Genomic DNA, 21,145 nt, shown 5'->3' with positions numbered 1-21,145 from the left:
CAGTGAGCTGCGCTCCGGCTCCGGCTCGCCGCCATGCCACGATGCCAACGTCTACTCCCATCACCACGGTCGCACGGCCGACAGTTCCGCGCGCACGTCGGGCGTGAGCACCTGTCCCGCACGTTCCACCAGGATCGTCATCTGGTAGGCCACCAGGCCCATGTCACAGTCGGGGGCGGCCAGCACCGCCAGGCAGGATCCGTCGCTGATCGACATCACCAGGAGCAGACCGTGCTGCATCTCCACCAGGGTCTGCACCACGTTGCCGCCCTCGAAGACCCGCGCCGAGCCCTGGGTCAGGCTGACCAGCCCGGCGGCGATGGCCGCCAGCTGGTCGGCCCGGTCCTTCGGGAAGCCCCGGGAGAAGGCCATCGGCAACCCGTCGGCCGAAACGACCACGGCGTGCGCGGCGCCGGGCACCTCTTCCACGAAGTTGGACACCAGCCAGTTGACGTCCCTGGCGGCCTGGCTCAGATCCTTCATCAGTCCTCCTCGTCGAGCTCGGCGCGCCCCTTGCGCACGCCCTGCTGGTAACTGGAGAGCCTGTTGCGGAGCCGGTCGGGTGACACCGGAGGCGCGGGCGCCGGTGGCGGGGCCGGAGCGGCGGCGCCAGGCACCAGGTTCGCCTTCGGCGTGCGCTTGGGCAGCCCGGCGCTGGTCAGCCCGCCGAGCGCCGGTTCGCGGGCCGCTCCGGCGGCGTTCCAGCCCTGGTCGGCGGGCGAGGACCAGGCGCCCGCCTGGGGCGGAGCGGGCGGCGGCGTGGACAGGTCGACCTTGGGGATGGCGGCGGTGTCGCCCTGCGCCGACCACGAGTCCCCCGACGACCAGGCCGCGTCCGTCTCGGGCGGGGAGCCGGCCGCGTCGGAGAAGTCGGGCTTGGTGAACCAGCTCGACGCCGCGGGAGCGGGCTCCGCCGAGGCGTGGAGCGGCGCGTACTCACCCGAGGTGGACGGCGGCCCAGCCGGCGGGCCGCTCTGCTCGGGAGGCAGGCGGCGCGGTAGCCCGCCTGCCGCGATCCCGTTGTCGGTGGGAAGGCGGCGCGGCAGCTCCCCGCCGTGACCGCCGTCCGGCCCGAGCCCTCGCGCCCCGCCGGCGAACCCGCCGTCCGAAGCGAAGTCACGCGACCCGGACCCGAACCCGCCCTCCGAGGCGAAGTCACGCGACCCCGACCTGAACCCGCCGTCCGGCGCGAAGTCACGGGAGCCGGGCCCGGACCCGCCGTCCTGCGGGAACCCGCGTGGCGCGGCGCCGGGCTCGCCTTCCGAGAGGAAACCGCGCGGGCCGGCGTCGGAGGCGAAGCCGCGTACGTGGTCACCCGAGTGGGTGTGCGACGAGCTGAACCAGGACGACTCTGCGGCCGAGTCCATCGACGGGTGCGCCGTGCCCGGCATGGAAGGATGGCCGATGCCCGGGTGCGCGGTGCTGGCCTGCATGGGGACGTGCGCGAACGGCGGCGGCTCCTGGGCCGAAGCGGCCGGCGGGAACGGCGTCCCGGTGGCCGCCGCGCCCGGGACCGGGGTGAGCAGCATCTCGGGCAGCAGGACCATGGCGGTGAGCCCGCCCACGTCCTGGCGGCGCAGCTGCACCTTGATGCTGTGCCGCAACGCCAGCCGGCCGACCACGAACAGGCCCATGCGGCGCGACACCGACACGTCCACGACCGGCGGGTTGGCCAGGCGCCAGTTGGCCTCGGAGAGCTCCTCGGGGCTCATGCCGATGCCCTGGTCGGTGACGGCGACCATGAGCCCGCCGCCGTCGATGCGACTGCTGGAGATGACGACCTTGGTGTCGCGCGAGGAGAACGACACGGCGTTCTCGATCAGCTCGGCGAGCAGGTGCACGACGTCGTTGACGGCCTGCCCGGCGATGGCGGCGTCCGACTGGACCTGGATGCCGACGCGGTCGTAGCTCTCGACCTCGCCCAGCGCGGCGCGGACCACGTCCATGAGCTCGACCGGCTGGCTCCACTTGCGGGCGGCCTCCTGGCCGGCCAGGACCAGCAGGTTCTCGGAGTTGCGGCGCATGCGGGTGGCCAGGTGGTCGAGCTTGAACAGGTCGGCCAGCCGGTCGTCGTCGCGTTCGCCGCGCTCCAGGCGCTCGATGAGGGTGAGCTGCCGCTCGACCAGCGTCTGGCTGCGGCGCGAGAGGTTGACGAACATCGCGTTGACGTTGGCGCGCAGCCTGGCCTCGTCGCCGGCCAGCCGGACGGCCTCCCGGTGGACCTCGTCGAAGGCCCGGGCCACCTCGCCGACCTCGTCGCGGGAGAAGATGCCGATGGGCGGCACCTCGGCGCTGACCGCGCCGTCGCGCGACTCCCGCAGGTGCTGGACGAAGTCCGGCAGCCTCTTGCCGGCGATCTCCAGGGCTTCGGCGCGCAGCCGGCGCAGCGGCCGGACGAGCGAGCGGGCCACCCCGGTGGTGATCGCCAGGACCGCGACGAGCAGGGCGATGACCGCGCCCGCGATCACGTACGCGCGCTGCTGCTCGGCGGAGCTGAGCGACTCGCTGCGGCCGAGGATGCCGGCTTCCTGGCGCTGCTCGACCGTGCGCAGGGCGTCGATGACCGTGGCCGACGCCTCGAACCACTGCCCGGCGTCGTCGCGGTCGGCGAGGTTGAGCCCGCGCAGCGTCTGCCCGGCGGTGGCCCGGATGAGCACCAGCTCGCGCAGGAACAGCATGTCGTCGGCGGAGCGGCCGTTGACCGTCTCGTCGAAGAAGCGGCGTTCGTCCGCCGTGGCCTCCTCGGCGAAGGCCTCGCGCTGGTTCTCCTCACGGGACAGCTCGCCGAGGAAGGTCTTCAGCTGCTCCTGGCCGAAAGAGCCTTCCACCAGGGCGGTGGTGACCAGGGCCTGCTGGAGGGAGACGCTCTCTTTGGCCCGCGCCAGAGCGTCGAGCATGCGGGTCTGCCGGAACAGCTCGTCGTCCTGGCTGCCGCTGATCAGCTCGTTGTGGATGGAGAGCAGGTCGTTGATGACGGTGGTGTAGAGCTCGACGGCCGCGGTGGGCAGCAGGTCGGCCTCGATGGCCTGGTCGCGCAGCCCGCCCAGGTCGTCGAACCGGTTGAGCATGTTCTCGATCTGGTCGGCGGTGCGGCCGGTGACCCCGCCGAGCAGCGCGTTCGCGGTTCCGCGCAGCTCGCGGATGGCGGCGTCGCTCCTGCCGATCTGGGCGCGCACGTCGGGCAGCTGGGCCCGGGGCCGGCCCCGGGCGATGTACCAGGAGAGCCTGGCGCGTTCCCCGGAGATCTCGTGGGTGAGGCCGCCGACCTGTTCGCTGAGCCGGGCGAGCTGGTTGATGCGGGCGTAGTCGGCCGCCGCCCCGTTCGAGGCCACGACCTGGACCCCGCCCAGCAGGACGGCCGCGGCTGTCGGCACCAAGATCAGGGCGACCAGCCGGGCGCGGACCCGCCAGTTGCGCAGCCGCCACCTGCCTTCCTCCGGCGGCCGCTCTGCTAACTCTGTACTCACCGAACGCAACCTCTCGCCCTGTATCGGCGTAAATGCCCTGCATCGGCGTATATGCAGGACCTTCATGACCTATGGCAAATCTATGCAAGCCCGGGTAATTGCCACACACCCGCGTCAGGCCAGCCCTCAGACCATAACGCGACATAAGTCAAGCAGTGTGACGCATGAGCATAGAACCTGGGGCTCCACTTATGAAGCCCATAAGGAGAGAAATATTGCATTACGCCCGATTATGTCCATGAATGCGAGGTTGGAACGTTCCAGGGACGTAACACCGCAGATGCACGCAGATCTCCTAACGGTCACGACGTTGAGTTTTGCTTTCTCAACCCCATATGTTGTGCCCCTTAGGCGAGAAGGCGAGGAGTACGGGTGTCCCCTGACAGCGCGGCCATCGCGGTCGAAGGGCTCTGGAAGATTTTCGGGCCCAAGTCCGAGAGCGTGCTGGCGAGCCAGGACAGACATCTGGACCCCGCGGCGCTCAGGGAGAAGACCGGCTGTACCGCCGCCGTCAGGGACGTCGGCTTCGAGGTCCGCCCCGGCGAGGTCTTCGTCGTCATGGGCCTGTCCGGAAGCGGCAAGTCCACCCTCGTACGGTGCCTCACCCGCCTCATCGAGCCCACCGCGGGCCGCGTGACGATCGGCGGCACCGACGTGACCGCCGCCTCCCCCGCCCAGCTCCGCGACCTGCGCCGGCACCACGTGAGCATGGTCTTCCAGCACTTCGGCCTGCTGCCGCACCGCAGGGTGATCGACAACGTCGCGTACGGGCTGGAGGTGCAGGGCGCGGCCAGGGCCGCCAGGCACGAGCGGGCCAGGGAGATCCTGTCGCTGGTCGGCCTCGACGGCCACGCCGACTCCTACCCCGACCAGCTCTCCGGCGGCATGCAGCAGCGCGTCGGCCTGGCCCGCGCGCTCGCCGTGGACCCTCTGGTGATGCTCTTCGACGAGCCGTTCAGCGCGCTGGACCCGCTGATCCGCCGCGACATGCAGGCCGAGGTCATCCGCCTGCACCGCGAGGTCGGCAAGACGATGGTGTTCATCACCCACGACCTGGCCGAGGCGCTCAAGCTGGGCGAGCGCATCGCGATCATGCGGGACGGCGGGATCGTCCAGCTGGGCACCCCGGAAGAGCTGGTGGGGGCTCCCGCCGACGCCTACGTGGCCGACTTCGTACGCGACGTGCCCAGGAGCCACGTGCTGACGCTGCGCTGGATCGCCCGGCCGCCCGAGGAGGGCGAGCCGCTGGACGGTCCTGAGCTGCCCGCGAACACCGTGATCAAGGACGCCATCGGCGCCGCCTCGGCCTCCTCCAGGCCGATCCGGGTGATGGACGGCGAGGAGCTGTCCGGCGTGGTCGACCGGGTGGACCTGCTCGCCTTCCTGTCCGGCCAGGACGTCCCGGCGACCGCGCGGACCGGCGCATGAGCAGCACGACGGTCACCTCCGCCTCCTCCAGGCTGCGCCTGCCGAGGTGGGTGGCCCCGGCGGGGATCGCGGCGCTGTTCGCGCTCGCGTACCTCGCCTTCCGCGGCACCGGCACGCTGCCGCACGACAGCGAGGCGGCGCCGTTCACCGCGGTCACCGAGCTGCGTGAGTGGATCGACGACCACCGCAACGACAACCCGCTCTTCCTGTACTTCCTCAACTACATCCGCCTGTTCGTCGGCGCGCTCTACACCTCCTTGCAGTCGGTGCTGGTGGCGATGGGCTGGCCGGGGCTGATCGGGGTCATGGGCGGGCTCGCCTGGCTGGCGGGCGGCTGGCGGGTCGCGCTGCTCGCGGTGGCCGGGTTCTGCTCGTTCGGGGTGTTCGGGCTGTGGGAGTCGAGCGTCGAGACGCTCGCGCTGGTCACGGCGGCGGTGCTGCTTTCTCTGGTGATCGGCGTCCCGCTGGGCATCTGGGCCGGGATGTCGGCGCGGGTGCGCGGGGCCGTCACGCCGGTGCTGGACGTCATGCAGATCATGCCGACGTTCGCCTACCTGGCGCCGCTCGCGCTGTTCTTCCACATCGGCGCCCCGGCCGGCGTGATCGCGACGATGATCTACTCGATCCCGCCCGCGATCCGCATCACGGCGCTGGCCATCGAGCAGGTCTCCCCCACCGCGGTCGAGGCGTCCGCCTCGCTGGGGGCCACCCGGGCGCAGACGCTGGTCAAGGTGTATCTGCCGTTGGCGCGCTCCACGATGGCGCTGGCGGTCAACCAGACCATCATGATGGCGCTGTCCATGGTGGTCATCGCCAACCTGATCTCCGCGCCCGGCCTGGGCTCCGACATCATCCGCGGCCTGTCCAGGGCGCAGGTCGGCATCATGCTCCCGGCCGGCGTCGCGATCGTGATCATGGCCGTGGTGCTGGACCGGATGATGGTCTCGGTGGCCAGGCGCGACCCGCACAGCCGGATCGGCCGGGGCAACGTGGTCGCCGCCGGCGCGCTGGCGCTGGCCGGGCTGGCCGCCGCGGCGTTCGTGCCGCGCCAGTGGCCGGAGAACCTGACGGTCAACGTCACCCGCCCGGTCAACGAGGCCGTGCTCTGGGCCGAGACGAACTGGTACGCCGTCACCACGTTCGTCAAGGACACCGTGACGAGCTACCTGCTCAACCCGCTGGAGACGCTGTTCACCACCGCGCCGTGGTGGCTGGTCGCCGCCGCGGTGCTCGTCGTCGCCTGGCGGGTCAGCGGAGCGCGGCCGGCGCTGACGGCGCTCGCCTGCCTGCTGGCGATCGCGCTGCTCGGCACGTGGGAGCACTCGATGCGGACGCTGACCACGGTCGCCGTCGCCGTCGCCGCGACCCTGGCCGTCGGCGTGCTGCTGGGCATCGCCGCCGCCCGCTCGGCGCGCTTCTCCGCCGTGCAGCGCCCACTGCTGGACGCCGCGCAGACCATGCCCGCGTTCGTCTACCTGCTGCCGGCGCTGGCCCTGTTCGGCACCACCCGGTTCACCGCCATCTTCGCCTCGATCATCTACGCCGTGCCGCCCGTCGTGCGGCTGGTCGAGGACGGCCTCAGGAACGTGCCCGCTTCCGTGATCGAGGCCGCCGCGTCCACCGGCTCCACCTCCGGCCAGATCCTGTGGAAGGTGCAGCTGCCGATGGCCCGCCGGGCCATCCTGCTCGCCGCCAACCAGGGGATCGTGCTGACGCTCGCCATGGTCGTCGTCGGCGGGCTGGTCGGGGCCGGCGCCCTCGGCTACGACGTCGTACTCGGATTCTCCCAGCGCCCCGACTTCGGCATGGGCTTCGTGGCCGGTGTCGCGACGGTCCTGCTCGGAGTCATGCTGGACCGCATCACGCAGGGCGCCGACAGGCGTTCGCTTCCCCGGAAAAGGAAAGTCACATGAAGATTCGCCTGTTCGCAGGCCTGTTAACGCTCGCCCTGGCCGCGGGGTGCGGCGGAGCCACGGTCGACGGCGGCGCCACCACCGCCGCCTCCCCCGAGGGGTCGGCCGCCGCCTCGTCCCCGGCCGGCACCGTGAAGATCGCGATCAACCCGTGGGTGGGCTACGAGGCCAGCGCCAACGTGGTGGCGTACCTGCTGAAGAACGAGCTCGGCTACACCGTCGAGATGCCGGAGATCAAGGAGCAGCTCGCCTGGGAGGGCTTCGAGACCGGCGACGTCGACGTCATCATCGAGAACTGGGGCCACCCGGACCTCAAGAAGCAGTACATCGAGGAGAAGAAGGTCGCCGTCGAGGCGGGCTCGACCGGCAACAAGGGCGTCATCGGCTGGTACATCCCCAAGTGGATGGCCGACGAGCACCCGGACATCACCGACTGGAAGAACCTGAACAAGTACGCCGACCTGTTCAAGACCTCCGAGTCGGGAGGCAAGGGCCAGCTGCTCTTCGGTGACCCCTCGTACGTCAGCAACGAGGCCGCGCTCATCAAGAACCTCAAGCTGGACTTCAAGATCGTCACCGGTGGCAGCGAGGCGGCGCTGATCAAGAGCGCTCAGCAGGCGCAGGCGCAGAAGAAGGCGCTGCTGTTCTACTTCTGGGACCCGCACTGGCTGTTCAGCCAGACCGAGCTGGTCCGCGTGAACCTGCCCGAGTACACCGAGGGCTGCGACGCCGACCCCAAGAAGGTCGCCTGCGACTACCCGGAGATGGACCTCGACAAGATCGTCAGCAAGAAGTTCGCCGACACCGGCGGCAAGGCGTACGAGCTGGTCAAGAACTTCAACTGGACCAACGCCGACCAGAACCAGGTGTCCGACGACATGACCAACGGCGGCATGACCGGTGAGGAGGCCGCCAAGAAGTGGATCGAGGCCAACCCCGCCAAGTGGCAGGCCTGGATCCCTCAGTAAGCCCCCTCCGACACCCACGAGACCTGTGGCCCCGCCTTCCGACGGGGCCACGGTCGCGGAGACCCTCATGCGAACCAAGATTCTCGCCGGGCCGCTCGCGCTGGCCCTGCTGCTGACCGCCTGCACGGGCGAGGAGTCCCCCACGGCGTCCGGCGCCACCAAGACGGTCAAGATCGACATCCACGGCTGGGTCGGTTACGAGGCCCAGGCCGCCGTGCTGGCCCACCTGCTCAAGAGCCGGCTCGGTTATCAGGTGCAGACGCGCGAGATGGCCGAAGCGGATTCCTGGAAAGGTTTCGAGACCGGCGAGGTCGACGTCATCGTCGAGAACTGGGGTCACAACGACCTCAAAGAGGAGTACATCGAGAAGAAGAAAGTCGCACTCTCCGCCGGCCTCACAGGCAACAAAGGCGTGATCGGATGGTATGTCCCTGAGTGGATGGTCAAGGAACACCCGGACATCACCGACTGGCGCAATCTGAACAAGTACGCGAACTTGTTCAGGACCGCGAAATCCGGCGAACTCGGTCAGGTGCTCGACGGCGATCCCTCGTTCGTCACCAATGACGAGGCGCTCGTCAAGAATCTCAAGCTCGATTACAAGGTCGTCTACTCCGGCAGCGAGGACGCATTGATCAAGGCCGCCCAGTCGGCGACCAAGAACAAGACGCCGCTGCTGCTGTACTTCTACGAGCCGCAGTGGCTTTTCACCAAGGTCAAGCTGGTGAAGATCAACCTGCCGGCCCACGCCATCGGCTGCGACGCGCGTCCGGCCCGGGTCGCGTGCGACTACCCGCCGTACCTGCTCGACAAGATCGTCAGCAAGCGGTTCGCCGAGACCGGCGGCAAGGCGTACGAGCTGGTGCGCAACTTCCAGTGGACCAACGACGACCAGAACAAGGTCGCCAGTGACATGATCAACGAGGACCTGACCGCCGCCGAGGCCGCGAAACGCTGGGTGGAGGAGAACGAGATCGTGTGGAAGGACTGGATCCCCCGGTGAGCTACGACTACGTCATCGTGGGCGGCGGCTCCGCCGGCAGCGCCCTGGCCAACCGGCTGAGCGCCGATCCGTCCGTGTCGGTGCTGGTGCTGGAGGCGGGCCGCGCCGACTGGCGGTGGGACGTGTTCATCCACATGCCCGCCGCGCTGATGTTCCCCATCGGCAGCAGGTTCTACGACTGGAAGTACGAGTCCGAGCCCGAGCCGCACATGAACGGCCGGCGCGTCTACCACGCGCGCGGCAAGGTGCTCGGCGGCTCCAGCAGCATCAACGGCATGATCTTCCAGCGCGGCAACCCGCTGGACTACGAGCGCTGGGCGTCCGACCCGGGGATGAAGACCTGGGACTACGCCCACTGCCTGCCGTACTTCAAGAAGATGGAGAACTGCCTGGCCGACCCGGACACCGACTTCCGCGGCGGCGACGGCCCGCTCAAGCTGGAGCGCGGCCCCGCGCGCGGGCCGCTGTTCGAGGCGTTCTTCGAGGCCGTCCAGCAGGCCGGGCACCCGCTCACCGACGACGTGAACGGCTACCGGCAGGAGGGCTTCGCCGCCTTCGACCGCAACCTGCACCGCGGCCGCCGGCTCAGCGCGGCCCGCGCCTACCTGCACCCGGTGCGCGGCCGCCGCAACCTGACGGTGCGGACCAGGGCCTTCGTGGAGCGGATCGTCTTCGAGGGCGACCGCGCGGTCGGCGTGATCTGCGACGGCGAACGCATCACCGCCGGCGAGGTCGTCGTCTGCGGCGGCGCGATCAACTCGCCGCAGCTGCTGCAGCTGTCCGGCGTCGGACCCGCCTCGCTGCTGGAGCCGCTGGGCGTCGAGATGGTGCACGACCTTCCGGGCGTGGGCGAGAACCTGCAGGACCACCTGGAGGTGTACGTCCAGCACGCGTGCAAGCGGCCCGTGTCGCAGCAGCCGTCGCTGGCCAAGTGGCGCAGGCCGGTCATCGGCGCCCGGTGGCTGTTCCTGCGCGGCGGGCCGGGGGCCACCAACCACTTCGAGGCGGGCGGCTTCATCCGCTCCAACGACGAGGTCGCGTACCCGAACCTGATGTTCCACTTCCTGCCGATCGCGGTGCGCTACGACGGCTCCGCGCCGGCCGGCGGCCACGGCTACCAGGTGCACATCGGCCCGATGTACTCCGACGCCCGCGGCTCGGTCCGCATCACCTCCGCCGACCCGCGCGTCAAGCCGGCCCTGCGCTTCAACTACCTGTCGACGGAGCAGGACCGCCGCGAGTGGGTGGAGGCGATCAGGCACGCCAGGGACATCCTGTCCCAGCCCGCCTGGGCGGACCTGGACGGCGGCGAGCTCTCCCCCGGCCCGTCCGTGGAGACCGACGAGCAGATCCTGGAGTGGGTGGCCCGCGACGCCGAGACGGCGCTGCACCCGTCGTGCACCTGCAAGATGGGCGTGGACGGGATGTCGGTCGTGGACCCCGCGACGCTGCGCGTGCACGGCCTGCGTGGGCTGCGCGTGGTCGACGCCTCGGTCATGCCGTACGTGACGAACGGCAACATCTACGCCCCGGTGATGATGCTCGCGGAGAAGGCCGCCGACCTCATCCTGGGCAACACCCCGCTGCCTCCGGAACCGGTCGAGTTCTACCGCCACCAGGTCAGCGGTCCAGCCGCTGGTACGTCCTGACCGACAGGACGGCGAAGACGGCCGTCAGCGCGAGCGGCCACAGCACGGCCATGAGGACCGGGTGCTGGGCGGCCCACGACGTGCCGCCCACCGCCGTGGCGACGACGCCGGCGGCCTCGGCCAGACGGGTCGCGTCCCGGATCACCACGTCGAGCCGGTCGCCCCCGAGCCGCGACTTCAGCTCGTCCGGCGTGCCCTCGGTTCTTGCCGGCGCCGTTCGGCCCGAGCAGGCCGCACACCGTCCCCTCGGCCACCTGCAGGTCGAAACCGTCCAGGGCGGCCTTGTCCCGGTAGGCCTTGCGCAGTCCGCGCGCCTCGATCATCGCCATCGCACGCTCCCGTGTCGTACAGCGTACGGTACAGAGCACGGTTCACATCCGCAACCGTACGGTGTACCGTACATAGGGTGACGGTAGAGTACAGCGGCAAGGGAGACCCGGCGCGCAGCCTCGCGCTGCTCTGGCGCACCAGCGAGCGCGTCAGCCGGAAGGGCAAGCCCGACCTGAGCGTCGACCGGATCGTGCGGGCCGCCATCGAGGTGGCCGACGCCGACGGGCTCCAAGGGCTGTCCATGCGCCGGGTCGCGGAGAAGCTGGGCGTGGGCACGATGTCGCTCTACACGTACGTGCCGGGCAAGCCCGAGCTGCTCGACGTCATGCTCGACACCGTCTACGGCGAGACGGCCAGGCCCGAGGACGTGCCCGGCGGCTGGCGGGCCAGGCTGGAGCTGATCGCCCGCGAGAATTGGGCGCTCTACCTGCGCCATCCCTGGCTGCTGCAGGTGGCCACCAGCCGCCCGGTGCTCGGCCCCAACCTGACCGCCAAGTACGACTACGAGCTGCGCGCGGTCGACGGCATCGGGCTGACCGACGTGGAGATGGACTCGGTGATCACCCTGATCACCGGCTTCGTGCACGGCACGGCCCGGGGCGCGGTGGAGGCGGCGCAGGCCGAAAGCCAGACCGGGATGTCCGACGAGCAGTGGTGGGCCGCCCACGCGCCGTTCTTCGGCCGCATCGCCGACCCGGCGCACTTCCCGACGGCGGCGCGGGTGGGACAGGCGACCGGCGAGTCGCTCGGCGCCGCCTACAGCGCCGAGCACGCCTTCACGTTCGGCCTGGCCAGGGTGCTCGACGGCATCCAGGCGCTGGTGGACGGCCGCGCCCAGGCGGACGGCCCGTAGGCCGCGGGCGCCGGACACCCGCCGCGCGCCGGGTGACGGCCCGCAGGCCGGTCGGCCGTGCCCGACGTGGCGGTCCGCTCAGTTCGCCGGGTGCCGGTCGGCGGCGAGCAGGACCGCACGATGGCGTTCGGCGGGCGGCCCGGTCCAGGTCAGGCCGGGGTCGTCCGCGGCCAGCATGCGGAAGAGCACGTCGCGCAGCAGGGCGCCGGCGGGCATGCCCGGCCGCTCGGCGCGCAGCTCCGCGTAACCGTCGAGCACGCGGGCCAGGTCCAGCAGGAGCGTGTTGCCCTCCTCGTCGCCCCTGGCCGCGACGGTGACCTGGAGACTGCCGGAGTCCTCGTCGGCGGACCATCCCGTGACGCCCTCGGCGCCGTCCGGGCAGACGATCTCCCGCACGGTCGCCGCGAACGCGGCCCGGTCCATGCCGTCGACGGGGCCGGGCGACCACCCCGGACGCAGGTGCAGCACCCCCGGCTGCTCGGTGGCCACGCAGCCGGCCACCAGCTCGCGCACGGTCTCCTCCGGGTCGTGCAGCCCTTCAGGCCCGAGGTCGGCGAACCGGTCCGCGAGCAGGCGCAGCGAGACGAGGCGAGGCGGGTCGTGGACGGTCAGCACGCCGCGTTCCTCGCCGACGCTCAGCGGGCCCACCTTGTCCTGGTACGCCCGCAGCCCTTCCCTGAAGGCCACCCGCGCGTCCTCGTCCAGCCGGGCCGCCCAGCTCCCCGGGTACCGCTCCGGAGCCGCGTCCCCAGCCTGGGAGGCCCGGCGCCGATAGGACCAGACGATCACACTGATGACGGCCAGGCCGCCCGCCAAGGCGATCCACACCATGTACGCCCTTTGTCGCGATCAATGCTGAAGATCTAGCAGCGTAGTGTGCGCAAGCCGCTGATTTCCTGAAATTTCGTGCTATACCGGCGCGGCCCGCAGGCGCACGACATGCTCCACCAACGAGATCAGCGTCGCCTTGACCGACTCCCGGCGTCGCGCGTCCGTACGGACGATCGGCACGTGCGGGGAGAGCGCCAGAGCCTCGCGCACCTCCTCGTCGGTGTGCGGGAACTGCCCGTCCCAGCCGTTGATCCCGACGATGAAGGGCAGCTGGGCCTCCTCGAAGTAGTCGATGGCCGGGAAGCTGTCGGCCAGCCTCCGCGTGTCGAGCAGCACCACCGCGCCGATCGCGCCGCGCACCAGGTCGTCCCACATGAACCAGAACCGGTGCTGACCGGGCGTGCCGAACAGGTAGAGGATCAGGTCGCGGTCCAGCGACAGCCGCCCGAAGTCCATGGCCACGGTCGTGGTCTGCTTGTGCGGCGTCAGGCCGAGGTCGTCGATCCCCGCGGAGGCGTCGGTCATGACCGCCTCGGTGGTCAGCGGCAGGATCTCGGACACCGCCCCCACGAACGTCGTCTTGCCGACGCCGAACCCGCCCGCGACCACGATCTTCGTCGAGGTCAGGCCGGTGCTAGAGCCTGCGAAGTCCACTGAGCACCCTTTCCAGCATGTTGAGGTCCGGCTGTCCCTGCGCCAGGCGTGGCGCGTGCAGGCGGACGAGCCCTTCGTCGGACATGTCGGCGACCAGCACCCGGGCCACGCCCAGCGGGACCCGGAGCAGGGCCGAGATTTCGGCGACCGACCGGAACGAGCGGCACAGCTGCATGATCGCCTCCTGTTCGGGAGTGAGCATGGCCATCTCGTCGTCCGGAATGGACATCGATGAGATCAAGGTCTCCATGGCGAGGTGATAGCGCGGCTCGGACCGGCCACCGGTCACCGCGTAGGGGCGGAACAGGGGCTCTTCGTCCCCGTGCCCCTCACTCCCGTACACGGCCCTCTCCCCTCATCTCCACTCACATCACCGCGTCCTGGCCGCTTGCAGCTCCGCGCGCAGGGCGGGCGTGAGCGCCTGGCCCGCGCGGTCGACGAGCAGCGTCATCTGGTACGCCACCAGACCCATGTCGCAGTCGGGCCCCGCCAGCACGGTCAGGACCGAGCCGTCGCTGATCGCCATGACGATGAGCAGCCCGCGCTGCATCTCGACCACGGTCTGCGTCACCGAGCCGCCCTCGAACACGCGGGACGCGCCGACGGTGAGGCTCAGCAGCCCCGCGGAGACCGCGGCGAGCTGGTCGGCCCGGTCCGGCGGGAAACCTTCGGAGGCGGCCAGGCTGAGCCCGTCAGCGGAGACGACGACCGCGTGCGCGACCCCGGGCGTGTTCCGCACGAAGTCGGTGATCAGCCAGTCGAACCGGTGCGCCTCATGGCTCAGGGTCGTCACTGGCCCTCCTCAGGACGCTCGCTCACTCTCGTTCCTCCTGTCCGCGGATTTCGGCCCGCCCCCGCCGCACTCCCTGCTGGAAGCCGGCCATCCTGTTGCGGATCCGCTCGGCCGACAGAGCCGGCCGGGGTGCCTGAGCCTGCTGCTGAGCCGCCGGCCTGCCCGCCGAACCCGGCACGAGGTTCGCCTTCGGCGTGCGCTTGGGGAGCCCGGCGGAGGTGACGCCGCCCAGGCTCGGGTCGCTCGCGGCGGCCGCCGCCTGCCATCCGGCGTCGGCGGCGGTGCGCCACGTCTCCTCGCCCGAGGGCGCGGCCGTCGCCGGACCGTCCTCGCCCGCGCCGTTCTCCGGCGCCCGCTCCTCCGGCGGCCGGCGGAACCAGGCCGACTCCACGGCGGCGAAGATCGGCAGGTACTCCTCCTGCTCCGCCTCCATCGGCGAGACCTCCGCCGAGGGCATCGGGCCGGCCCCGCGCAGGTCGCCGGCGCCGTGGCGGCCGCCCGGCGGCGTCGCGCGCGAACCGTGCCCGTTCGGCGGGTCGGAGCTCGGGAGGCCGGGTTTCGGGAACTCCGAGCGCGGCTGCCGGCGCGGCAGCTCGATGCTCGGGTACGACCGGTTCGACTCCGGCGGGCTCGTGGACGACGGATCAGCGGATGACGGACCCGGCCCTGACGGATCCGGCCCTGACGGGCTCTGGTGCGACGGGCTCGGGTGCGACGGGCTCTGGTGCGACGGGTCCTGGTGCGATGGGCTCGGGTGCGACGGGCTCGGGTGCGACGGGCTCGGGTACGACGGGTAGGAGCCCGGCCGGTCCTGTGCCGGCGGCCGGGCGGGCGGGCCCGACGGGTACGAGCCCGGGGTGAACCCCTGCGCCGGGCTCGGGTACGACGGGAACGCCCCGGAGTCGAGGGACGGGTGCCGCGAGACGCCGGGGTCGGCCCCGAACGGCCCCGTCAGAGGCCGGCCGGCGCCGGAGTCGAGGGAGTCGAGGCTGCCGTAGGAGCGGAAGCCGTTCTGCGCGGGCATCTGCGGCCGGTGCGGGACGGACGTGCTGCCCCCGCCGAACGCGGGCCGCTGCGGCAGCGGCTGCCTGGTGGCGTCCTGGATGAGCGCCGGCGGGATCAGCACCATGGCGATCAGCCCGGTGCCGTCACCCCGGCGCAGCTGCACCCGGATGCCGTGGCGCAGCGCCAGCCGGCCGACCACGAACAGGCCCATGCGCCGCGACACCGACACGTCCACCACGGGTGGCTCGGCCAGGCGCCGGTTGGCGTCGGCGAGCTCCTCATCGGTCATGCTGATGCCGCTGTCGGTGACCGACAGCAGGGCCCCGCCGCCCTCGATGAGGCTGCTGGAGACGGTGACCTGGGCGTTGCCGGGCGAGAACTGCAGCGCGTTCTCCACCAGCTCGGCCACCAGGTGGACCAGGTCGTTGGCGACGCTGCCGAGCACCGAGGTGGCGCGGTGCACCTTGACCTGGACGCGCTCGTACCCCTCGACCTCCGACAGCGCGGCGCGCACCACGTCGACCAGCTTGGCCGGCTGGCTGCGGCGGCGGGTGGGCTCGTGACCGGCGAGGACCAGGAGGTTCTCGGAGTTGCGGCGCATGCGGGTGGCCAGGTGGTCGAGCTTGAACAGGTCGGCCAGCCGGCCTCCGTCCTGCTCGCCCTTCTCCAGGCCGTCGATCAGCGAGATCTGCCGTTCGACCAGCGTCTGGGTGCGGCGTGAGAGGTTGACGAACATCGCGCTGATGTTGCCGCGCAGCTCGGCCTCCTCGCCCGCCAGCCGCACCGCCTGGCGGTGCACCTGGTCGAAGGCGCGGGCCACCTCGCCGATCTCGTCGTTGCCGGCGATGTCGATCGGGCGGATCTCGGGCGCGGTGGTCTCGCCGGAGACGCGCAGCTGGCGCACCACGTCCGGCAGGCGGAAGCCGGCGATCTCCAGCGCCTCCGTGCGCAGGCGGCGCAGCGGGGTGACCATCGAGCGGGCGATGGCGACGGTGAGGAGCAGCACGATCAGCAGCAGTCCGACGATCAGCGTGCCGACGATGATCGCGTTGCGGATCTCGGAGTCGCGCAGTTCCTGGGAGCGCAGCGCCACCCGCTCGGCCAGCGAGCTCTCCACCGACCCGAGCGCGGCGATGACCTTGCTGTTGTCGTCGAACCACTGGTCCGGCGGGGGCGTGTCGGCGTTGGTCGAGGCGAGCAGGTCGCCCCTGATCCGCACGCCGGGCGCGCGGCCGCTGGCCAGCGTGACGGCGCGGGCCTTGGTCAGCTCGCTGTTGTAGTACTCGGGGATGGTCAGCGCGCGCTGCAGCTCCATGCCCGCGCGGGCGCCGGCCTCCTGCGTCACGGCCTGGATCTGGCTGCGCTGCGCGGCGTTGGCCGCGATGAACCGCTCGACCTCCTTGGCGTCCACGCTGTCGGCGTTGTAGTAGCCGCGCAGGAGCTGGGCGCGCTGGCGGGAGACCTGCTCCTTGGCCCTGGTCAGCGCGCTCAGCGCACGGAACTGGCCGACGATCTCGGAGTCCTCGCTGAGCAGGCTCAGCTCGTCGTGCAGGCGCAGCAGGGTGTCGAGCAGCGTGTCGTAGCGGGTCGTGTCGCGCCGGCCCTCGGCCCGGATCTTGGACAGGTTGCCCAGGTCGGCGTGGGTGCGGCCGACGACGTCGGTGACGCGGTCGCCGTAGGACCCGTCCATCGCGGCGAGGTCCGTCCGCACGGCCTTGACGAGCCGGTCGACCTCCGCCTTGCGCTCCTCGTACGGCTGCTCCAGCCGCTTGCGCTGGGACCGGGCGGCGTCGTACCAGCCGCCGGTGTCACGCTCCAGGCCGAGTGCCTGCACCAGCGCCCGGATCCGCCCCGCCTGCTCGGCCGCGACGGCCGTGCGGTCGAAGGCGGAGACGCTCTGGACGGACTCCACCACGCGGGCTCCCCCGAGCACGACGCCGGCCATGGTGGGGACGAGGACGAGCGCGGTGAGCCGCCAGCGCACCCGCCAGTTGCGCAGCGCCAGCCGCGGTAGCGCCCGTCTGGCGCGGGCCCGTCGCGCGGTGCCGGCGCCTTCGGCATTCCCCGTTGTCACTGCTCCCGCTACCCCTCAATCAAGCCGATGCCCGGCATCGGTCATCAGGCCGTCCACAAAGTATCCGCAGCACCTGACGTAACACACAAATCGGGCACAATCGTTACAAAGGTGACCGGGGAGCGTGCGCTGGTGGTTATCGCAACGCGGCGAGTACGGCGTCGCGAACCTGATTGCGTTGGGTGCTGTCGCTGAGGGGGCGTCCAACACGGTCGACCACATAGAACACGTCCACGGCCTCCGCGCCGAGAGTCTCCACGCGGGCGGCCCTGACGTCAAGACCGCAGTCGCCGAAGGCGCGTCCGATGCGCCATAGGAGACCGGGCTTGTCATGGGCCCTGACCTCGACCACGGTGGCGGTCGCGGAGGCGTCGTCGACCAGCGTTACCTTGGGCGGCGCGACCGGCACCCGCACCGGCCGCATCGCCCTCACCCGGCGGGCCAGCCTTTGCTCGATGTCAAGGCGGCCGGCAAGGACCAGGCGGAGATCGGCTTCCAGGGTGGCGGGGTCCGGCGGCGTGCCGTACTCGGGGACGACGGAGAACTCGATCACGGCCGTGGCGCCGGCCGACGCGGCCGAGGCCGAACGCACCACGAGCCGGTGCGCGGCCAGCACGCCGGCGGCGCTCCACAGCAGGCCGACCCGGTCGGGCGCGACCACCGTCACGGCGCCGCCGTTGACCCGCACCGCGCCGCCGCCGTGGCGGGCCAGCGCGGCCTGCTCGCGCGAGAGCGTGGGGGCCTTGGGCGGCGGCGAGCCGGACAGCACCGACCGCACCCGGCGCACCAGATCGGCGACCAGCCCGGCCTTCCAGGTGTTCCAGGCGGCGGGGCCGGTGGCGTTGCCGTCGGCCACGGCCAGGGCCGCGAGCAGCTCCAGCACCTCGCGCGAGCCCACGGTGCCGGCGACCTTCTCGATCGTGACCGGGTCGTCCAGGTCGCGCCGGGTGGCGGTCTCGGGGAGCAGCAGATGGTGGCGGACCACCGTGGCCAGGACGTCCACGTCCCGGGAGGGCAGCCCGATGCGGGCGCCGATGTCGCGCACCACGACCTCGCCGGTCGAGGAGTGGTCGCCGGGCCAGCCCTTGCCGATGTCGTGCAGGAGCGCCGAGATCAGCAGCAGGTCGGGCCGGGAGACCTCGCGGGTGTGCCCGGCGGCGTTCGCGGCCGCCTCGATCAGGTGACGGTCGACGGTGAACCGGTGGATCGGATGGCGCTGCGGGCGGTGCCGCACCCGCTCCCAGTCAGGAAGGAGTCTGACAATGATCCCCGCCTGGTCGAGCTCCTCCCACACGGGCACGGCCGCGCGGCCCGCGCCGAGCATCGACACCAGCGCGTCGCGCGCCTCCTCCGGCCACGGCACCGGCATCGGGGCCGACTGGGCCGCGAGGACGGAGACGGTCGCGGGGGCCAGCGGCAGGCCGGACTCGGCCGCCGCGGCGGCGGCGCGCAGCACCAGCACCGGGTCCTTGCCGGGCGCGACGCCCCGGGCGAGCACCACCTCGCCGCCGTGCTCGACCACCCCGTCGGCCAGGGGACGGCGCCCGCGCGGCGCGGGCCCTGACAGGAGCCTGTCAACCGTGCGCCAGGTCGCGTCGAAGGCGTGGGAGATCGTCCGGCCCGCCTCGGCGAGCCTGCGCATGACCGCCTCGGCGTCGAGCAGGCCGAGCAGTCCGGCGACCGCGTCCTGCTCCTGCAGCACGAGCTTGTCGGTGCCGCGGGCGGTGACGACGTGCAGGGCGTGCCTGACGTCGAGGATGAACTCGTGGGCCTCCCGTGCCCTGGGGCCGGGCGCGGAGGCGACCCAGGCCGCGGCCACGGCCTGCATCGCCTGGACGTCGCGGAGTCCGCCGCGGCCGTCCTTGAGGTCGGGTTCGAGGAGGAAGGCCAGCTCACCGCTGGTCCTGGCCCGCTGGTCGGCCGCGTCGCGCAGCTCGCCGAGCCGGCGCCGGGAGTCGGCCCGCCACTCGGCGAGCACCGCCTCCCTGGCCCTCCTCGTCAGCTCGGCGTCCCCGGCGATGTGCCGGGCCTGGATCAGGCCCAGCACCGCCTTGAGATCGTCCCGGGCCACCGCCACGGCCTCGTCCACGGTGCGGACCGAGTGGTCGAGGCCGACGGCGGAGTCCCAGATCGGATACCAGATGCGATCGGCTATCCGGCCGACGTCCGGCCGGCCGTTGTGGAGCAGGACGAGGTCGAGGTCGCTGCCCGGGGCGAGCTCGCCCCGGCCCAGACTGCCCACGGCGACCAGTGAGACGTGCTCGCCGTCACTCGCCGTACGGAAGAGATCCTTGAGCCAGCGGTCGGTGTCCGCGGTGCGTTCCTTGCGGGCCGCGGCGTACGAGCGTGCCTCATCCCTCACGTGTTCCCCCCGCTCCACACGGCGTCATGGTCAGAGGGCCTCCGGCCCGCGCTCTCCCGTCCGCACCCGGACCACGGAGTCGACCGGGACGGACCACACCTTGCCGTCGCCGATCTTGCCGGTCTGGGCCGCCTTGACGATGACGTCGATGACGTCCTCGGCGTCGTCCTCGTCGGTCAGGACCTCGACGCGGACCTTGGGCACCAGGTCCACCTGGTACTCGGCGCCGCGGTAGACCTCGGTGTGGCCGCGCTGCCGGCCGTAGCCGCTCGCCTCGCTGACGGTCATGCCCTTGATGCCGAACTGCTCCAGGGCGGCCTTCACGTCATCGAGCTTGAAGGGCTTGATGACGGCGGTGATGAGCCTCATGCTTCCACCTTCTTGGGAGCCGGGGTGGTGACGGAACCGTTGGGTGAGGTCACGCCCGAGGCGTGCACGGTGCCGAGGTCGTAACCGGTCTCGGCGTGGGTGGTGACGTCGATGCCGGTGACCTCGTCCTCGGCCGGGATCCGGAAGCCCATCGTCTTGTTGATGATCGTGCCGATGATCCAGGTGACCACGAAGGAGTAGAGGCCGACCGCGACCGGGCCGAGCACCTGCAGGCCGAGCTGGCCGAAGCCGCCTCCGTAGAACAGGCCCGTGCTCTGCGCGTCGGTGGCCGGGTAGGCGGCCACGAAGCCCAGCGCGACCGCGCCGATCACGCCGCCGACCAGGTGCACGCCGACCACGTCGAGGGAGTCGTCATAGTTGAGCTTGTACTTCAGGCCGACCGCGAAGGCGCAGACCGCGCCGGCGATCAGACCGATCAGCGCGGCGGCCCAGGGGTCGACGAAACCACAGGCGGGAGTGATGGCGACCAGGCCGCTGACCGCGCCGGAGGCGACGCCGAGGCTGGTGGCGTGGCCGTCGCGGAACTTCTCCACCACGAGCCAGGCGCCGGCCGCGACGGCGGTGGCGAGCTGGGTGTTCATGAAGGCCAGACCGGCGATGCCGTCGACGATGAGCTCGGAGCCGGCGTTGAAGCCGAACCAGCCGAACCACAGCATCGCCGCGCCGAGCAGCACGAGCGTGAGGTTGTGCGGCCGCATGGGCTCCTTGCGCCAGCCCTGCCGCTTGCCGATGACCAGGGCCAGCGCCAGAGCCGCCGCGCCGGCGTTGATGTGCACGACGGTGCCGCCGGCGAAGTCCTCGATGCCCATCGAGTTGAGCCAGCCGCCGCCCCAGACCCAGTGAGCCACCGGGAAGTAGACGATCGTCACCCAGACCCCCGCGAACAGCACCCAGGCGCCGAACTTGGCCCGATCCGCGATCGCGCCGCTGATCAGCGCGACGGTGATGATGGCGAACGTCAACTGGAAGGCTGAGAAGACGAGGCTGGGCATGCCCGAGCCGTCGTCCGCCGTGGCCGTCTCGACGAGACTCTGGAGTCCCAGCGCGTCGAACCCGCCGACGAAGTTGTTGATCGCCGCGACAGGGTTCTCCGTGAATGCCAGGGAGTGACCGTAGAACAGCCAGAGCACGGTGACGACGATGATCGCGGCGAACGACATCATCATCATGTTCAGGACGCTTTTGGCCCTGGTCATCCCGCCGTAGAACAGCGCGAGACCAGGGGTCATCAACAGCACCAGCGCGGTAGCCGTGAGCATCCAGGCCGTGGTGCCAGTATCGATCTGCACGACGCGACCCTCCTTTAGTGTGACGTGATTGCCACAGCGTGTTCGGCCCCGGTTTCGGCGCTCGACCCGGTGTGTTTCACATTCGTGAATCTCGCCACACTGGTGTTTCGAGAGAGTTTCGGTCGTCTCACGACCC

17 protein-coding genes are annotated in these 21,145 nt (G+C 71.2%); 6 read left to right on the top strand and 11 right to left on the bottom strand.

Annotation, left to right across the window (positions count from 1 at the left end; all coding sequences use genetic code 11):
* Positions 1 to 60: 60 nt before the first annotated feature.
* Both ACQEUU_RS11075 and ACQEUU_RS11070 read right to left on the bottom strand, forming a co-directional pair.
* Positions 61 to 483: a roadblock/LC7 domain-containing protein gene (locus tag ACQEUU_RS11075; RefSeq protein WP_433063837.1), complete on the bottom strand. Its 423-nt coding sequence runs from the start codon at positions 481 to 483 to the stop codon at positions 61 to 63.
* On the bottom strand, positions 483 to 3,467 hold the full coding sequence (locus ACQEUU_RS11070) for a nitrate- and nitrite sensing domain-containing protein (protein WP_433063835.1): 2,985 nt from the start codon (positions 3,465 to 3,467) through the stop codon (positions 483 to 485). Before ACQEUU_RS11070 ends, ACQEUU_RS11075 begins: the two co-directional genes overlap by 1 nt.
* Before the next feature lie 372 nt (positions 3,468 to 3,839).
* Between ACQEUU_RS11070 and ACQEUU_RS11065 the strand changes: the two genes are divergently transcribed.
* The 5 genes from ACQEUU_RS11065 to betA all read left to right on the top strand — a co-directional run bounded on the left by ACQEUU_RS11065 (position 3,840) and on the right by betA (position 10,428).
* On the top strand, positions 3,840 to 4,895 hold the full coding sequence (locus ACQEUU_RS11065; RefSeq protein WP_433063832.1) for a quaternary amine ABC transporter ATP-binding protein: 1,056 nt from the start codon (positions 3,840 to 3,842) through the stop codon (positions 4,893 to 4,895).
* Positions 4,892 to 6,808 (top strand): ABC transporter permease, encoded by a 1,917-nt coding sequence (locus ACQEUU_RS11060; RefSeq protein WP_433063829.1) that lies wholly within the window; start codon positions 4,892 to 4,894, stop codon positions 6,806 to 6,808. Before ACQEUU_RS11065 ends, ACQEUU_RS11060 begins: the two co-directional genes overlap by 4 nt.
* The gene (locus ACQEUU_RS11055) at positions 6,805 to 7,776 is read left to right on the top strand and encodes an ABC transporter substrate-binding protein (protein WP_270156104.1); all 972 of its coding nucleotides are present in this window, start codon (positions 6,805 to 6,807) and stop codon (positions 7,774 to 7,776) included. Before ACQEUU_RS11060 ends, ACQEUU_RS11055 begins: the two co-directional genes overlap by 4 nt.
* A gap of 67 nt (positions 7,777 to 7,843) precedes the next feature.
* Positions 7,844 to 8,779: an ABC transporter substrate-binding protein gene (locus ACQEUU_RS11050; protein WP_433063825.1), complete on the top strand. Its 936-nt coding sequence runs from the start codon at positions 7,844 to 7,846 to the stop codon at positions 8,777 to 8,779.
* Complete coding sequence (gene betA / locus ACQEUU_RS11045) at positions 8,776 to 10,428, top strand: choline dehydrogenase (RefSeq protein ID WP_433063823.1); 1,653 nt, start codon at positions 8,776 to 8,778, stop codon at positions 10,426 to 10,428. Before ACQEUU_RS11050 ends, betA begins: the two co-directional genes overlap by 4 nt.
* Here the strand turns inward: betA and ACQEUU_RS11040 are convergent.
* The gene (locus tag ACQEUU_RS11040; RefSeq protein WP_433063821.1) at positions 10,400 to 10,573 is read right to left on the bottom strand and encodes a hypothetical protein; all 174 of its coding nucleotides are present in this window, start codon (positions 10,571 to 10,573) and stop codon (positions 10,400 to 10,402) included. The genes betA and ACQEUU_RS11040 overlap by 29 nt on opposite strands.
* A gap of 261 nt (positions 10,574 to 10,834) precedes the next feature.
* On the opposite strand from ACQEUU_RS11040, the gene ACQEUU_RS11035 reads away from it, so the two are divergent.
* Positions 10,835 to 11,611 (top strand): TetR/AcrR family transcriptional regulator C-terminal domain-containing protein, encoded by a 777-nt coding sequence (locus tag ACQEUU_RS11035; RefSeq protein WP_433063818.1) that lies wholly within the window; start codon positions 10,835 to 10,837, stop codon positions 11,609 to 11,611.
* A 78-nt stretch (positions 11,612 to 11,689) separates the two neighbouring features.
* Here the strand turns inward: ACQEUU_RS11035 and ACQEUU_RS11030 are convergent, their stop codons facing one another.
* The 8 genes from ACQEUU_RS11030 to ACQEUU_RS10995 all read right to left on the bottom strand — a co-directional run bounded on the left by ACQEUU_RS11030 (position 11,690) and on the right by ACQEUU_RS10995 (position 21,009).
* Entirely contained in the window at positions 11,690 to 12,442 is a 753-nt protein-coding gene (locus ACQEUU_RS11030) for a hypothetical protein (RefSeq protein WP_433063815.1), read from the bottom strand.
* A 78-nt stretch (positions 12,443 to 12,520) separates the two neighbouring features.
* A complete protein-coding gene (locus ACQEUU_RS11025) occupies positions 12,521 to 13,069 on the bottom strand; it encodes a GTP-binding protein (RefSeq protein ID WP_270156116.1) in 549 nt (182 codons plus the stop codon).
* Between the two features lie 7 nt (positions 13,070 to 13,076).
* On the bottom strand, positions 13,077 to 13,439 hold the full coding sequence (locus ACQEUU_RS11020; protein WP_270156109.1) for a DUF742 domain-containing protein: 363 nt from the start codon (positions 13,437 to 13,439) through the stop codon (positions 13,077 to 13,079).
* Between the two features lie 27 nt (positions 13,440 to 13,466).
* Entirely contained in the window at positions 13,467 to 13,889 is a 423-nt protein-coding gene (locus ACQEUU_RS11015; protein ID WP_433063812.1) for a roadblock/LC7 domain-containing protein, read from the bottom strand.
* A 22-nt stretch (positions 13,890 to 13,911) separates the two neighbouring features.
* A complete protein-coding gene (locus ACQEUU_RS11010; protein ID WP_433063809.1) occupies positions 13,912 to 16,968 on the bottom strand; it encodes a nitrate- and nitrite sensing domain-containing protein in 3,057 nt (1,018 codons plus the stop codon).
* Between the two features lie 136 nt (positions 16,969 to 17,104).
* Positions 17,105 to 19,330, bottom strand: coding sequence for a [protein-PII] uridylyltransferase (locus ACQEUU_RS11005; protein WP_433063806.1), 2,226 nt, complete (start codon positions 19,328 to 19,330; stop codon positions 17,105 to 17,107).
* Positions 19,331 to 19,360: 30 nt separating this feature from the next.
* The gene (locus tag ACQEUU_RS11000; RefSeq protein ID WP_433063803.1) at positions 19,361 to 19,699 is read right to left on the bottom strand and encodes a P-II family nitrogen regulator; all 339 of its coding nucleotides are present in this window, start codon (positions 19,697 to 19,699) and stop codon (positions 19,361 to 19,363) included.
* Entirely contained in the window at positions 19,696 to 21,009 is a 1,314-nt protein-coding gene (locus tag ACQEUU_RS10995) for an ammonium transporter (protein ID WP_433063800.1), read from the bottom strand. The genes ACQEUU_RS11000 and ACQEUU_RS10995 overlap by 4 nt, the downstream gene beginning before the upstream one ends.
* Between the last annotated feature and the right edge of the window lie 136 nt (positions 21,010 to 21,145).

This window comes from Nonomuraea sp. CA-218870, assembly GCF_050936535.1.
Taxonomy (GTDB): Bacteria; Actinomycetota; Actinomycetes; order Streptosporangiales; family Streptosporangiaceae; genus Nonomuraea; species Nonomuraea corallina.
The sequence above is the reverse complement of the archived record's forward strand: the minus strand, read 5'-3'. Positions and strand labels throughout refer to the sequence as shown.